General features: G+C 40.6%; 14 protein-coding genes. 8 read left to right on the top strand and 6 right to left on the bottom strand.

Annotated features, from left to right (window positions below):
* Window positions 1-2 precede the first annotated feature (2 nt).
* Genes ACSLUF_RS04450 through ACSLUF_RS04440 form a run of 3 tightly spaced genes read right to left on the bottom strand, consistent with a single transcriptional unit; the run spans window position 3 to window position 3,364 of the window.
* Window positions 3-752 carry a Na(+)-translocating NADH-quinone reductase subunit C gene (locus ACSLUF_RS04450; protein ID WP_435624928.1) on the bottom strand — a complete coding sequence of 250 codons (750 nt, stop codon included), beginning with the start codon at window positions 750-752 and terminating at the stop codon, window positions 3-5.
* Between the two features lie 2 nt (window positions 753-754).
* On the bottom strand, window positions 755-2,008 hold the full coding sequence (locus ACSLUF_RS04445) for an NADH:ubiquinone reductase (Na(+)-transporting) subunit B (RefSeq protein ID WP_435624927.1): 1,254 nt from the start codon (window positions 2,006-2,008) through the stop codon (window positions 755-757).
* Between the two features lie 3 nt (window positions 2,009-2,011).
* Window positions 2,012-3,364 carry a Na(+)-translocating NADH-quinone reductase subunit A gene (locus ACSLUF_RS04440; RefSeq protein WP_435624926.1) on the bottom strand — a complete coding sequence of 451 codons (1,353 nt, stop codon included), beginning with the start codon at window positions 3,362-3,364 and terminating at the stop codon, window positions 2,012-2,014.
* A gap of 149 nt (window positions 3,365-3,513) precedes the next feature.
* Here ACSLUF_RS04440 and ACSLUF_RS04435 point away from each other — a divergent pair, with 149 nt between their 5' ends.
* From ACSLUF_RS04435 to ACSLUF_RS04410, 6 genes are all read left to right on the top strand, one after another.
* Window positions 3,514-4,758 (top strand): type IX secretion system plug protein domain-containing protein, encoded by a 1,245-nt coding sequence (locus ACSLUF_RS04435; protein WP_435624925.1) that lies wholly within the window; start codon window positions 3,514-3,516, stop codon window positions 4,756-4,758.
* 30 nt (window positions 4,759-4,788) lie between these two features.
* Window positions 4,789-5,991 carry a DUF3667 domain-containing protein gene (locus tag ACSLUF_RS04430; RefSeq protein ID WP_435624924.1) on the top strand — a complete coding sequence of 401 codons (1,203 nt, stop codon included), beginning with the start codon at window positions 4,789-4,791 and terminating at the stop codon, window positions 5,989-5,991.
* Window positions 5,992-5,999: 8 nt separating this feature from the next.
* The gene (gene apaG / locus ACSLUF_RS04425; protein ID WP_435624923.1) at window positions 6,000-6,386 is read left to right on the top strand and encodes a Co2+/Mg2+ efflux protein ApaG; all 387 of its coding nucleotides are present in this window, start codon (window positions 6,000-6,002) and stop codon (window positions 6,384-6,386) included.
* Window positions 6,387-6,459: 73 nt separating this feature from the next.
* Window positions 6,460-8,088: an L-glutamate gamma-semialdehyde dehydrogenase gene (gene pruA / locus ACSLUF_RS04420; protein ID WP_435624922.1), complete on the top strand. Its 1,629-nt coding sequence runs from the start codon at window positions 6,460-6,462 to the stop codon at window positions 8,086-8,088.
* A 135-nt stretch (window positions 8,089-8,223) separates the two neighbouring features.
* Window positions 8,224-8,880, top strand: coding sequence for a DUF4377 domain-containing protein (locus tag ACSLUF_RS04415; RefSeq protein WP_435624921.1), 657 nt, complete (start codon window positions 8,224-8,226; stop codon window positions 8,878-8,880).
* A gap of 120 nt (window positions 8,881-9,000) precedes the next feature.
* Window positions 9,001-9,522 (top strand): DinB family protein, encoded by a 522-nt coding sequence (locus ACSLUF_RS04410; protein WP_435624920.1) that lies wholly within the window; start codon window positions 9,001-9,003, stop codon window positions 9,520-9,522.
* A gap of 58 nt (window positions 9,523-9,580) precedes the next feature.
* Here the strand turns inward: ACSLUF_RS04410 and rsmG are convergent, their stop codons facing one another.
* A complete protein-coding gene (rsmG, locus tag ACSLUF_RS04405) occupies window positions 9,581-10,216 on the bottom strand; it encodes a 16S rRNA (guanine(527)-N(7))-methyltransferase RsmG (protein ID WP_435624919.1) in 636 nt (211 codons plus the stop codon).
* A 111-nt stretch (window positions 10,217-10,327) separates the two neighbouring features.
* Here rsmG and ACSLUF_RS04400 point away from each other — a divergent pair, with 111 nt between their 5' ends.
* Window positions 10,328-11,431 carry a fatty acid desaturase family protein gene (locus ACSLUF_RS04400; RefSeq protein WP_435624918.1) on the top strand — a complete coding sequence of 368 codons (1,104 nt, stop codon included), beginning with the start codon at window positions 10,328-10,330 and terminating at the stop codon, window positions 11,429-11,431.
* Window positions 11,432-11,445: 14 nt separating this feature from the next.
* A complete protein-coding gene (locus ACSLUF_RS04395) occupies window positions 11,446-12,636 on the top strand; it encodes a pyridoxal phosphate-dependent aminotransferase (RefSeq protein ID WP_435624917.1) in 1,191 nt (396 codons plus the stop codon).
* Window positions 12,637-12,650: 14 nt separating this feature from the next.
* On the opposite strand, the gene ACSLUF_RS04390 is transcribed toward ACSLUF_RS04395, so the two are convergent.
* Window positions 12,651-14,141 carry a TrkH family potassium uptake protein gene (locus tag ACSLUF_RS04390; protein WP_435624916.1) on the bottom strand — a complete coding sequence of 497 codons (1,491 nt, stop codon included), beginning with the start codon at window positions 14,139-14,141 and terminating at the stop codon, window positions 12,651-12,653.
* Window positions 14,141-15,490, bottom strand: coding sequence for a Trk system potassium transporter TrkA (gene trkA / locus ACSLUF_RS04385; RefSeq protein ID WP_435624915.1), 1,350 nt, complete (start codon window positions 15,488-15,490; stop codon window positions 14,141-14,143). The genes ACSLUF_RS04390 and trkA overlap by 1 nt, the downstream gene beginning before the upstream one ends.
* Window positions 15,491-15,636 lie beyond the last annotated feature (146 nt).

The raw sequence follows: 15,636 nt of genomic DNA, 5'->3' as shown, positions 1-15,636 counted from the left end.
TTCTAGTTATTTCTAATTGTTTCCAAATAAGGTCTGTATAATTTCAAGGTCTCTTTTATCATTGCAGATACTCCGTTTCCTGTAATGGTCGCACCAGCAATTGCATCAACCTCATTATCTTCTTTATCCGCATTCAAAGGGTCATTATTGGTCTTTGAAACCGCTATACCGGAATAACTTTGTCCTTCCATCAAAGACTCGCCAATAAAGTCGTCCATGAAGAATCGTAACTTGATGTTAGCCCCCAGACCCGCTGTTTCACCTTTATGGTCAAAGTACACCCCTTGAACCACCATATTCTTGTCTACGGACATAAAACCCCATATGGCATCCCACAATCCCTTGCCGTACATGGGTAATACGTAAACTTCTTCTCCATCCTTTTCTCCTACAAAAATGGGCAGTCTTGCATCTTCTCCACTTTTGATAGCAGCAAATGCCTTTTTCACATCAATCAAAAATGCCTGGTCATCTTGCTTGATTTCTCCATTCTCCCAAACGTATTGACCTGTTACTTCTTCTAAAAATCTATCTTCGACAACGTTCGTGGGAATAAAATTTACACCACTATCAGGAGTATTTTCATTGACTCCCATGGCGTACAATATGTTTTGCTGTTTTTCGAAACGTTCGTTTTCCTTAATCTTTCCACTAAGGCTCGATGCAAGAAAGGCCAATAGTGAGCCAACAACAGCGACCATAATGACCGCGAACAAAACGGTATAACTATTTTTTTCTGTATTCAATGCCATGATTAAACAGTTTCAGTTTTAAGTTCTTCGACTTCGCCAGATACTTTTGGAAGTATGGTCGCGTTTTTCAATCGTTTCATTCTTCGCTTTACATTTCCACGAATCACATAGTGATCAATAGTTGGCGCAAATACGTTCAATAAAAGGATGGCCAAGAAAACGCCTTCAGGATATCCTGGATTGAACACACGTATCATCACAGACATAAATCCTATTAAGAATCCATAAATCCATTTTCCTTTATTGGTTTGTGAACCTGTTACCGGGTCAGTTGCCATGTAAACAATTCCGAATGCCAATCCACCTACCAACAGATGTTGCCAGTATTCGAAACTCATTAATCCATAAAACTTACTATATTCTGGAATCCATTCAGCGGCGACAACTCCATTAAAAATAAGACCCATAGCTAGAGAGCCTAAAACAGCACTCAGCATAATTCTCCATGAAGCAATTTTAGAGAAAACAAGGAACAAGCCTCCAAGAAGAATCAAGAAGGTTGATGTCTCCCCTACTGAACCTGGGATAAATCCAAAGAACATATCTGAAAGGGAATATGAAAAGTCTGAGTTCCCTTGTGCCAGATAACCTAAAATAGTTTCTCCAGAAATGGCATCAGCAGTTCCTGCACGTTCCACTGCTCCATGCACCCAAACTTTATCTCCACTCATCCAAGTTGGATAAGCGAAAAACAAGAAAGCTCGTATAGTCAAAGCGGGATTCAAAATATTCATTCCCGTACCTCCGAATACTTCTTTACCGATAACAACACCAAAGGCTACGGCAATCGCCAACATCCAAAGCGGTGTATCGACAGGTACAATCAATGGAACTAACATTCCAGTCACCAAATACCCCTCTTCTACTTCATGGCCTTTGATTACGGCAAATACGAATTCAATGGCCAATCCTACACCATAGGAAACAATTACTAAGGGCAAAATGGTTATCGCTCCCAACCAGAAATTATCCCAAGTAATGAAGTGCTCCATAACCGAGAAATTCTCAGGAAAGCCGTTTATAGCAGAATAATGTTGATACCCTGCGTTGAACATACCGAACAGCAGACATGGAACCAAGGCCATTATGACGGTGTTCATGGTTCTCTTCAAATCATCTACCGCTCGGATATGTCCTCCAGAGTGTGTAGTTTCATTGGGTGAGTACAAAAAAGTATGTATAGCATTGAATGCAGGGGCCATTTTCTTCCCCTGATACTTGAGTTTGGTCTGATGTAACTTTTCTTTCAATCCCATGTTTTATCCAATTTCTTGATATAATAAATCCAATCCTTCCCGGATTATTTGTTGGTGTGGTTGTTTGGAAGTACAAATGAACTCGGTTAAAGAGAAATCCTCCGGAGCCACTTCATAAAGACCCAATTGTTCCATTTCATCCAAATCTTTCACCATACAGGCCTTCAACAACTGTAGTGGGTAAATGTCCAATGGAAAAACTTCCTCATACCGCCCGGTGACTACAAAAGCGCGATGTTCGCCATTGGTATTGGTATCTAAATCGTACTTCTTATTGGGTTGCATCCACGAAAAAGTCAATGCCCTAGTGGATGATATTTTGTTGAAAACCGGCTTGTTCCATCCAAAGAATTCATAATCATCTCCTTCAGGAATAACAGAAACCGTATTGTTATAAAACCCTAGATATCCTTCAGGATGAGTTTTACTACCTGTCAATACATCCCCATTTATCAATCTAAAATTGTCTTGATGTACTCCACTTGCGTACAGGAAAGTAGAAATCTCTGCCCCTATTTTGGTGGTGTAATATTTTGGCGATTTTACCACCGAACCCGCCAAGGCAATGGTTCTCTCGGCATTGAATTTACCGGTCAATAATAACTCACCGATAATGACCAAATCTTGTGGAGAAATGGTCCAAACCACTTCGCCCTTATTTACTGGGTCAATTTTGTTGATTTGTGTTCCTACCAAACCTGATGGATGTGGTCCACTTACTTTGTGAAGCGTTATCCCCTCCAGTTGGGCTAAAGGCGAATTGCTGGATTTACCAACAGAAACATGAATCTTCCCAGGAGTCAGCTTTCCTAAAGCTGTAATCGCTGCTTGAAGTTCCGCCTCTTTCCCTTGTAGCGCAAAATCTGTATCAGCCGCCAAAGGTGCCGTAGCGTAGGCTGAAACAAAAATCGCTTTTGGCGTAGCTTCTGGATTCGCAATAATATCGTAGGGACGTTGCTTGATAAAAGGCCAAGCTCCAGATTTTAGCAAGAATTCCCGAATTGCTGAACCATCTACTGCATTTACATCCAAAACTGTATGTTCAGTATACTCTTGGCTCTTGTCAGCCAATATCTTTAATGTTAAGATTCTTCTTCGTGCCCCTCTCACTATTTCAACCAATTCTCCACTTACGGGAGAAACAAACAGCATTTTCTCATTGGACTTGTTATAGAAAATCGGCTCCCCTGCCTTGACTTCGGCTCCTTGCTTCACCAACATTTTAGGGGTAATTCCGTGAAAATCGTCTAGGTTTAGGGCATATACGTTACTAGAAACGGCTTTGGAAAGTGTCTTTTCAGCTGCCCCGACAAGGTTGATATTCAACCCTTTTTTAATCCGGATGTCTTTAGACATATGTTGTAGACCTTTTGTTAAAAAATTGCACGCAAATTTAGTACTAAAAGCGTTGTTTTCATAATAAATATCCATAAAAATGGGATTACAACGGGCTAAATTTTGTAGGCATACTTTTTGTTTACCTTTACCCAAAATTCAAGCCATAAATGGGTAATAGGATTAAACAGATTGCATTGTTTTTTCTTGTGTGTTCAGTTTCAGCACAGGTTCAGGAAGAAGTCAATCCTCCACCTAATATCAAAACTGTCATTTTTAAAGGTCCCACAGAAGACCAATTCCCAGTTATCAAGTTAGGGGAACGCATGACTTTGGAATTTGATGATTTGACTGCCAGCGAGCAGGACTATTATTATAAAATCATTCATTGTGACTATGATTGGACACCTTCCCAGCTACTGAAATCCCAATATTTGGTTGGGATGGACAACCAGCGTATTATAGATTATGAAAATAGCTATACCACCCTTCAGCCCTATTCCAACTACAGATTGACCATACCCAACGAGAACATTCGTCTTCGCGTGTCCGGTAATTATGTATTGGAGATTTATAATATGACTGGAGAATTACAGTTTTCGAGGAGGTTTGTGGTGTATAAAGATTTGGTGCAAGTTGGTGGTGTGGTGAGACGTTCACGGGATTTCAATTTTCTGAACGAAAAGCAAGTGGTTCAATTTTCCATCAATACCGCTGGATTTCCCGTGGTCAATCCAAAAAAAGAAATTAAGGTGGCCATAATCCAGAACCATTTTTGGCCTACCGCTAGATACAATGTGGTTCCTCAATTTACTTTAGGTCAAGAGTTAATCTACCGTTATGACAAGGAAACCAGTTTTTTTGGTGGCAATGAGTTTTTAAATTTTGACACCAAGGATTTACGGACCACCAATTTTGCCATATCACGAATTGAATTAACGGATTTATACCATCATTACCTTTTTGAAAACATATTCAGAAATAATCAAGAGTACACCTTTTTCCCTGATATCAATGGTGATTTTGTAGTGCGCACGCTTCAGGGAGAAGATGTTTCGCGTGAGGCAGAATATACCAAAGTTCATTTTAGCCTTCCGTACACCACTGAAATTGGATTAGACAATGTGTATGTCATTGGAAAGTTCAACAATTACACCATTGAAGAAGAAAACAAAATGACTTTTAATGAGGACGAGGGTCGAATGGAACTCATGTTGCCCATAAAACAGGGGTTTTATAATTATAAATATGTAATCGAACGTGGGGACGGGAGCATAGACTTGAACACAGTAAGCGGCAATTTTCATTTTACGGAAAACAACTACCTCATCTTGGTTTACTATCGCGATTTTGGTGAAATCTTTGATAGCATCATAGGCATAGGTTCCGTCAATTCCCGAAATATTACCAATTAAACTATCTTTAGCGGAAAACATTGCAGCGCAATGGATAACAAACCAAGCTTAATCAAAAAGGGGCGTTTTGAGCTGAAGTACCGTGGCACAAAATGCCTTAATTGCGGACATGAATTGGATGTCAGCGATAAATACTGCCCCAACTGTTCCCAAATGAACAGCACCAAAAAAGTGGCGCTTCGGGATTTTTTCGATGAATTTTTTTCCAGTCTGGTCAATTACGATTCTAAATTACTTAAGACCCTAACCGCGCTTCTAATACGGCCAGGAACCATAACAAAGGACTATATACAAGGCAAAAGAATTGCCTATACTAACCCTTTTCGCTTTTTACTTAGCCTTGCCTTCCTCTATTTTTTAATGTTTACCTACAATTCTACATTTTCTGAATTTGATAGGCAGTTCAGTGGTTTTGATGAGAAAATAATAAATCAAGTGCGGCCCCTTTCCTATGCAATTGACTCCACTAATGCTTTTAGCGACTCTTTGGCCTTGAATGAAAATGCCCAAAAAGCATTGAAGCAACTAGATTCCTTGGATAAGAACGAACTCAAGATATCGGAGACCTTGCAGGGTCTGGATTCAATTGCAACCTTCGACCCGAAGAAATTTAAGGAAGATAATGACTCCCTAATCTTGTCCAATCCCTCTGAATACTTCAAATCACTTCAAAAAAATAAATCCATGATGGGCAGAACCTTGAAGAAAATGGATTTTTTTACCGTGGTTATTCGTAATGATTCGATTTATTCTTTTAACGATGCAGTAGCAAAATATCAAATCGAAAACAAACGAAGTAATCGCATGCCATTTAATGCCGCTTCCAGTTTATTGCGTGTCATCGAAGCCCCGGGTAGCTTTATCAATGCCACTCTTGGAAAGCTACCATTCGTGATTTTTTTCTTCCTTCCTGTATTTACAGCTTTCATTTGGTTGGTGTACATCAGAAAAAGTTATACCTACACCGATCATCTTATTTTTAGCTTCCACAACCAATCCTTATTGTTTATCTTGCTCATTCTTAGCCTGATAATAGATACCATTTTTGGTACGGCCAGCGCAGGTTGGTTTTTGTTGATTTTTGGAACTTATCTATACAAAGCGATGCGAAAATTCTATGGGCAAGGAAGATTTAAAACGATTGTTAAATACACCTTCCTGAACACGATTTTTGTCTTTTTGGCATTTTTGGTAATTATAGTGTTGTTTGCAGGAAGTGCGTTTACTTATTAACAAAGCTTATGTTCACCCAGATTACCAAAGGAATCAAGGTTTCCGTAAAAACCAATTTTGAAGGCACATTTTTTAAAAACTACAAAGTACATTATGCCTTCGGATATACCGTAACCATAGAAAACCAGAGTAAATTTCCAGTACAACTTTTGGCCAGACATTGGGATATTTTTGATTCCCTAAAGGAGATGGAAACTGTGGACGGTGAAGGGGTCATTGGAAGAAAGCCAGTTATCCAACCTGGAAAATCACACACCTATAGTTCAGGATGCTTACTGGCCTCTCCCATAGGCGCTATGATGGGGTATTATCACATGGTGAATTTGGGAAATTCTGAAGATTTTGAAGTGGAAATTCCCCTATTCAAGTTCGCTGCACCTTTTGCCATAAACTAGAACGTTTTCGTTTTAGAATCGCTATTCCTTTTAGTACCTTTGGTGACATTTTTAAATTTAAAATTTCGCCAACATGGGAAAAGGTTTCTTTCAAGTTCCAACAGCATTTAATGAACCCGTAAAAAGCTACGCTCCTGGCACTCCAGAGCGGGAAAGTGTCCTAGCACAATACAAAGCATATTACAATTCCCAGGTAGAAGTTCCACTCTACATTGGTAGTCAAGAAATTAAAACTGGAAATACGAAACCCATGTCTCCTCCACATGAGCATCAGCATGTTGTGGGACAGTATCATGTAGCCGAAAAAAAACATATCGAGGAAGCCATCGCCAATGGTTTGGAATCTAGAGAAAAGTGGGCCAATCTTACTTGGGAGCAGCGCGCTGCCATTTTCCTTAAAGCGGCTGAACTAATTGCTGGACCATATCGCGCTAAAATTAATGCTGCCACGATGATGGCACAGTCCAAAACCATTCACCAAGCAGAAATCGATGCCGCGTGTGAATTGATTGACTTTCTAAGGTTCAACGTGGAATACATGTCACAGATTTACGCGGAACAACCTGACTCCTCCGACGGTATTTGGAATCGCGTGGAATATCGCCCGTTGGAAGGATTTGTCTACGCTATCACTCCTTTCAACTTTACTGCAATTTCTGGGAATCTTCCTGCGAGTGCTGCCATGATGGGGAATGTGGTGCTTTGGAAACCCAGTGACAGTCAGGTATATTCTGCAAAAGTTATAATGGATGTATTCCAAGAAGCTGGTCTACCTGCAGGGGTAATCAATATGGTGATGGGCGATCCTGTTATGATAACCCAAACTGTACTTGCAAGTCCAGATTTTTCCGGTATACATTTTACGGGTTCAACCTTTGTTTTTAAGGAACTTTGGAAACAAATCGGAACCAACATCCATACCTATAAAACCTATCCAAGAATTGTTGGTGAGACCGGAGGAAAAGATTTTATCGTAGCGCACCCTACTTCCAAACCTCAACAAGTAGCTACCGCGATTACACGGGGCGGATTCGAATTCCAAGGACAAAAATGTAGTGCCGCTTCACGCGTGTATTTGCCAAAATCCACCGCAAATGAAATCTTGGATTTGGTAAAAAAAGATATCGCTTCCTTCAACAAGCCTGGTTCACCTGAGGACATGTCCAACTTTATAACGGCGGTAATCCATGAAGGTTCTTTTGATAAACTTGCGAGTTATATTGACCAAGCCAAGTCGGACGCAAATGCTGAAATTGTCGCAGGAGGGAATTATGATAAATCCGTGGGCTACTTTATTGAGCCAACGGTTATTTTGACGACTGACCCTAAATATACCACCATGGAAACCGAGTTATTTGGGCCGGTGGTCACGGTTTATGTGTACGAAGATGACCAATGGGAAGATACCTTACAATTGGTAGACTCAACTTCAGAATACGCCCTTACTGGAGCGATAATGAGTCAGGACAGGTACTCCATTGAACAAGCGACCCAGGTATTGCAAAATGCGGCTGGTAACTTTTACATCAACGATAAACCAACAGGTGCGGTTGTGGGTCAACAGCCTTTTGGTGGTGCTCGCGCTTCTGGAACGAATGATAAAGCAGGTTCAGCGCAGAACTTATTGCGCTGGGTATCTCCAAGATTGATTAAGGAAACTTTTGTGACCCCGGAAGATTATCGATACCCATTTTTAGGTTGAAATGAATAGTCACGCAGGTTTAAAGCCGGCTTATTTAAAGACAACTATTGGGTACATGTGAAGCAAAGCAGGGAAGTTTTTTAAAAAGCGTTAAGGTTTTATATTAGGGAGCAACCTTCTTACCTGAAAAACATCTTGGAAGAAACCAAGGCCATGGACAAGCTCTTTCCTTCTTCCATTTTTGTCGTTTTCCTATTTTTCCTAGCGTGCTCTTCTGAAGATTCTGAAGAGGGAATTGTTCGTCTTAGAATAAACTATTTTACACTGGATTGTGAAGGGTCCTTTCCAACTAAGTGCTTGCAAGTTCAGGAAGGTAATGAGATTGGTGGGGAAAGTTGGTTCAATTTTTTTGACCCCATTGAGAATTTTGACTTTGACCCAGGTTTTATCTACGATTTAAGGGTTGAAAGAACGAGAGTTGAGAATCCTCCACCGGATGAATCTTCATTTACGTATAAATTGGTTCAAATTGTTTCCAGAACAGAAGTAGAATGCATTTTTGAAAATGCAGCAGAAGATTTGGAATGGTTACGGTTTGAAATTGAAAGGCGACTACTTCAAATAGATGAACAGACCAAATACTGCTATATTTCCCAGGCAGAATATCGAGGAGAACCCGTTTTTCTTTATTTCGATTGCAATCCCCTTATTAACAAAGTGTTTCCAATCTTTGATTGTTTGGGAAAACCCATTGGTTTTTTGGGAGATGGCGAAATCGACCAAAATGAATTGTCTGATTTTAAGATAGTCTGGCGACCTGATGACTTTGCCTGTTTTGTTACTCAACAGTAGGTTGCCATTTTTTCCATGAATCTTTTTTGACGCTTCACAATTAGTAAAATGCGCATTATTGGTTATCTTTAGATAGTTCTGAAAATCAGGCACCTTTCAACCATTAATTACATTATCACAATGAAAAAAATCTTACTCCCAATCTTTGGATTGGTTTGTTTTTTGACCATGGCCCAGGAAGACCAGATGGTCCAACAAACTATTAAAGGAATTCTGACCATGAACCAAGGTCAGGTGGTTCAATTGGCAGAAGCATTCTCTGAAGAGCAATATGATTGGAGACCCATGGAAGGGGTCAATTCAGTTGGAGAGGCCTTATTGCATATAGCTGGAGGCAACTACTTTCTAGCGTCAAAAATGGGTTTTCCACCACCTGAAGATGTCGACATGATGAACTTAGGTAAAATAACCGGCAAGGAGAATGTTATCGCTGCTCTTAAGAAGTCAAATGAATTTGTGCTAGACAAAATCACCCAAGTGGAATCTTCCAAATTTGGCGAGGAGGTCGATTTTGGTTTTGCCAAAATGAACATGCTTTCTGGACTTCTGGTAATTATGGAACACAACGGGGAACATAAAGGGCAATTAATTGCTTATGCACGTTCAAACGAGGTCACTCCTCCTTGGAGTCAATCACAATAAAACGTTGAAAGCCCCAGAGTTCTGGGGCTTTTTTTTTGCAGCGTATTACAATTTACTTTTACCCCTTGAACTTTTGGGAAAGATATACCACCTTTTTGGTTTCAAAGAAATCTTCTGTAAAATGTTCTTTTAAATCAAAGGTTTGTGCAGTAGCGTATTCTTTTAGTTCTTCAGATAAATCCCCTCCTTTTAAGTAAAGAATTCCGTTTCTACGCTCATGTGTTGAGTTTTTCTTGATTTTCCCTTTGGTCCAGTGCACAAAAGTGGGCATTGCGGCAACCGCCCTGCTCACTATGAAATCATATTGCCCATCTAAATCCTCTACTCGACTATGAATAGCTCTTACATTTTCCAATTGAAGACCATCAATAACCTCTTGAACCACTTTAATTTTCTTTCCAATAGCATCTACTAAGGTAAACTGGGTTTCTGGGAACAAAATGGCCAAAGGAATTCCTGGAAAACCACCTCCAGTGCCCACATCCAATATTTCTGAACCTTCATTAAAGCTCTGGATTTTTGCTATCCCCAAGGAATGTAGCACGTGCCGGAGATACAATTCGTCGATATCCTTTCGGGAAACCACATTGATTTTCATATTCCAATCCTGATAAAGGGCCTCCAGTTCCTTCAACTGCCTCTTTTGTTCCTCCTCCAGTTTCTCGAAATATTTAAAAATCAATTCTGCGTTCATGCTCAGCTGTTAATTTAGGCTAAAATAATACTTTTGATACGCCATTAGCGTTTTTATAAAACAGTAAGCCTGAAGAGGGCATTTTAGTTACATTTGTAAAAAATTCTCTGTATGGACAAGAATACCATTCGGTTTTCTAGAAAGGACTCGGCCCAATTTTTCAGAACACTTAACAAACGAGTCAATCAATATTTCAACGACAATAACATAAAAAAAACGGGGAACTGGAGGCTACACCTCAAAACAGTAATCATGTTTGCTGTATTCCTAACCCCCTACTTCCTTATTTTAACTTTAAACTTGCCCTTCTGGGCCTATTTACTTCTCTCAATCACTATGGGTGTAGGTATGGCTGGAGTGGGCATGAATGTGATGCATGATGGCAACCATGGCTCCTATTCCAATAAAAAGTGGGTAAATAAGATTATGGGGAGTTCCATCTATATTTTGGCCGGGAATGTCTACAATTGGCAGGTACAACATAATGTATTGCATCACACCTATACCAACATACACGAGCATGACGAAGATATGGAAGCTGGGAGGGTATTGCGTTTCTCCAAACATGCAGATTGGCACAAGCATCACCGGTTTCAGCACTATTATTCCATTCTTTTATATGGATTGTTGACCTTTAATTGGGCTATTACCACGGATTTTCAGCAAATGTACCGTTACATGAGACGAAAGCTATCCTACGGCAAACTTCCCAATCCCATTACAAATTGGAGCACCTTGGTGATTACCAAAGTAATTTATTTGACTATTTGGATTGTTCTTCCCCTGATTTTTGCGGGAATTGCGTGGTGGCAAGTACTTCTCGGATTTTTTATAATGCACTATGTGGCAGGAGTAATTCTAAGTGTCATCTTCCAGTTGGCCCATATTGTGGAAGAAGCTGAAACCCCACTTCCGGATGAAACGGGAAATATGAAAAACACATGGGCCATCCATCAGCTGTTTACCACAGTAAATTTTGGTACCCGAAATAAGATTATGAATTGGTTTACTGGTGGATTGAATCATCAGGTAGAGCATCATATTTTTCCAAATATTAGCCACGTTCACTACACAAAAATTTCAAAAATTGTGAAACAGACGGCTAGGGAGTTCAATTTACCTTACAACGAATATAAAACTACCAGAAAAGCTATAATTTCGCACTTCAAACATTTGAAGGAACTGGGAAAAAACCCTGCGCTTCAATACCAATAAAATAACGGGATTTTATGAGCGACCAACTTTCGGATAGAATCAATCGACTAGTTCCATCCGCAACCTTGGAAATGGCTGCAAAAGCCAGGGAACTAAGAGCTGAAGGTAAGGACATCATCGGATTAAGTTTAGGGGAACCGGATTTCAAAACGCCAGACTACATCCGAGAAGCCGCAATTCAAGCCATTAATGATGGTTACAATTCGTACACGCCGGTAGATGGCTACGTAGAATTGAAAGATGCTATTATCACCAAGTTCAAAAGGGACAATGGTATTGATTATGACCGGACACAAATCGTGGTTTCAACCGGAGCTAAACAAGCCCTTTATAATGTAGCCCAAGCCTGTTTGAATAAAGGAGATGAAGTCATTTTACCCTGCCCATATTGGGTCAGCTACAGCGATATTGTCAAGCTTGCAGATGGCGTTCCTGTTGAAGTTGAGACTTCTATTGAAAATGACTTTAAAATGACTCCTGAGCAGTTGGAAGCCGCCATTACTCCAAGAACCAAGATGCTCTGGTACAGCTCACCTTGCAACCCAAGTGGTTCTATTTATAGTAAAGAAGAACTCAGAGCTTTGGCCGATGTGCTTCAAAAACACCCTCAGATTGTTGTTGTAAGCGATGAAATTTATGAGCATATCAACTATGGGGTTACAGCGCATGCTTCCATGGGTGCTTTTCCTGACATGTATGACAGAACGGTAACCGTAAACGGTGTAGCCAAAGCATTCGCCATGACCGGCTGGAGAATTGGATATATCGGTGCGCCCAAATACATTGCAAGGGCGTGCAACAAACTACAGGGACAGGTCACCAGTGGTGCCAACTGTATCGCCCAAAGGGCAGTAATTACAGCGCTTTTGGAATCGCCAAGTCGTGTGCAATATATGGTGGATGAGTTCAAAAACAGGAGGAAGTTGATTCTTGAACTACTCAATCAAATTCCTGGTTTTCAATGCAATGAACCGCAAGGTGCTTTTTATGTGTACCCGGATGTAAGTTCATTCTTTGGTAAAACCTTAAGTGGAAGGCTAATCAACAATGCATCTGATTTTGCCATGTATTTACTGGAAGAAGCTAATGTTGCTACGGTGACAGGTGATGCCTTCGGTAATGGCAACAGTATTCGAATTTCCTATGCCGCCAGTGTTGATGAAATCAAAGAAGCCATTTCCAGAATTGCTGCAGTGGTCCAGTAAAAGTTGGCCTTTGCCTAGATTTTTTTCCAGAAATATGGGGTTAATAGTATCAGAACGGTAAAGAGTTCTAATCTTCCCAGGAGCATTAAGAATGCACACCACCACTTACCTGCATTAGGAAGGCCGTTGTAATTACTCACCGGGTTAAGACTTCCTAATGCCGGGCCTACATTTCCAAGGGATGAAGCCGAACCGCCTATGGCGGAAACAAAATCCAATCCCATAAAACCAAGAACCAAAGACCCCACAATAAACAGAAGCATATACAATACAAAGAAGGCAATGATATTATAGACTATGTGCTCAGTAACCGTTTTGTTGTTATATCGAACAGGGATAATCGCATTGGTATGAAGGGTGCGCTTGAACTCCAAAAGTCCATTTTTAATAATCAACAAATGCCGCATTACCTTAATTCCACCTGCTGTGGAACCTGCTGAACCTCCCAAGAACATAATCCCAAAGAAAAAAACGGTCAAAAAGGGGGTCCAACCTGTAAAATCAGCAGTAACAAAACCAGTTGTGGTCACCACGGCTACTACCTGGAACAATCCATGCCTAAAAGCACTTTCGGCCTCGCCCCAAACCATGGGATGGAAATTTGAAACGGGAACATTGGCCTTGTACAAAACCACCAGGCTCACCACTATGGCAAAAAGGACGATAAAACTGGTGTAATATTTGAACTCTTCATCCTTTAAAATGCGCTGTACTTTTCCTGTAAAGGCAAAATAGCTCAATACAAAATTGGATCCTGCCAAAAACATAAAAAGGATAATGATGTATTGAATAAGCGGTTCATGATTCCAGAAAGCCACGCTAGCATTTTTTGTTGAAAAACCTCCAGTGGACAAAGTAGCTAAACTATGGTTAAAGGCATCAAAAAGGGACATGCCGGCAAGTTTTAGGAGCAGTGTTTCAGCAGCGGTATACCCTACATAAATAAGCCACAAACGCTTGGCCGTATCCGTTATTCTTGGATGTAACTTATCTCCGCCGGGGCCAGGAGCTTCAGCAGCAAACAACTGCATTCCTCCAATTCCCAATAATGGTAAAATGGCAATGGCCAGAACAATAATACCCATACCTCCAATCCAGTGGGTTAGGCTCCTCCATAATAAAATTCCTTTTGGTAAAGATTCTATATCATCTAAAATGGAAGCACCGGTAGTGGTATACCCCGAAATAGTTTCAAAAAAAGCGTTGGTGATGGATGGTATGGCCCCAGAAAAAATATAGGGCAACGAGCCAGAAAGCGACATCACTATCCAGCCGAAAGTGACCACCATATAGCCTTCCTTTCGTTTAACCTCCTTCTTGTGCCCTCTCGTATAAAACATAGCCATGACTCCAAAAAGCATGGTGACAATAGCTGCCAAAGTGATATCTAGAGTAGCTCCATCCTTATAAATTCCACTGGCAAAAGCTGCCAATAGCATGAAAGACCCATTGCACAAAAGCAAAAGTCCCATGATATGTACAATAATTCGTGTATTGAGACCCATTATAGGAATAGCTTTTCTATGCGAGAAATAGCCTTTGGTTTTGAACAGACCACTACCCTATCACCCTCCATAATCCTGAAGTCCCCCAAGGCAATAATCCCTTTTCCATCCCGAATGACCCCGCCAATAATAGCCTCTCTTGGGAAATTAAGTTCGCGGATGATCTCGCCATTGACCAATGAATTGGCTTTTACCTCAAATTCAAGGATTTCAGCAGTCAAATTGTTCAATCGGGTCAATGCTAAAACCTCACCTCTTCGGATATACCTAAAGATATTATTGGCAGCCAAGAGTTTTTTATTGATCAAGGTATCCACACCAATGGAATGCGACAGCTGGAAATAGTCCATATTCTCAACCAGGGCTATGGTTTTTTTGATTTTTTTGGATTTGGCCACCAGACAAGACATGATATTCGTCTCCGAATTTCCCGTTACCGCTATAAAAGCATCCATAGATTCCAAACTTTCCTCATCCAAAAGCTCCACATTTCGCCCATCTCCATTGATAACTAGGGCATGGGGAATATCATCGGCAATATCAAAAGCCTTTTCCTTATTCTTTTCAATAAGTTTTACATTGAATTTTTTGGTGCAAAGGTCCCGAGCTGTCTTGTATCCCACCTTGCTTCCCCCGAGAATCATGACATTTTTTATCTCACGTTTCTGCATTCCGGTAAGCTTATACAACTCATCCACGCCCCCGGCTGAAGTGATAAAATAGACTTGGTCCCCTTCTTTGAACACTGTATCTCCACGAGGAATAACGGTAAACTGCGTTCCCATACGTTGCAAGGCAATGGGCATAAAGTGCAGCTCAGGGAAAATGGTAGCTGCTTCTTTCACCATTTTCCCGACAAAGGGGGCAGATTTGGGAAGAAAGACCCCAATCATGGTCAACAAACCTTCTTCGAATTCATAGGTATCATTAAAAGCCGACTGATTTAAAAGAAGTTGGATTTCGGTTGCTGCCAGCTCCTCGGGAGAAATCAGTTCGTCAATACCCAGTTCATCAAACTTGATTAAATCTTTATTATCTACAAACTCAGTGTTTGAAATTCTGGCGATGGTCCGTTCGCAACCCAATTGTTTTGCCAGAAGGCATAGCGTCAAGTTTGTAGTCTCGGATGCCGTGACGCCGATCACCATTTCCGAATTTTCAACTCGGGCTTCCTTAAGTACCTCAATAGAGGTCGCATCGCCTCGAAGTACACGGATATCCAGGTGATTATCCGCATACGCCAAACTTTCTTTATCCGTATCAATCAAAGTGATATCCTGGGCTTCATATGACAATAACTTTGCCAAGTGAAAGCCTACCTCACCGGCTCCCGCAATAATTATCTTCATTGATTACAATAAGCTGTTTATCTGAATAAACTTGTCTGTACGATATGTCGTAAAAAGAGTACAGGCTAGAATCCAAAGGGCTAGTACCTCGCATAAAATGGAAAGATTTCCGTATTTCCGGGTCAAAATTACATAATTATTTTATA

The sequence above is a fragment of the Flagellimonas sp. genome, from assembly GCF_965601775.1.
Classification (GTDB): Bacteria; Bacteroidota; Bacteroidia; order Flavobacteriales; family Flavobacteriaceae; genus Flagellimonas.
Note: the sequence above shows the minus strand (reverse complement) of the source record. Positions and strands in the feature narration are given on the sequence as shown.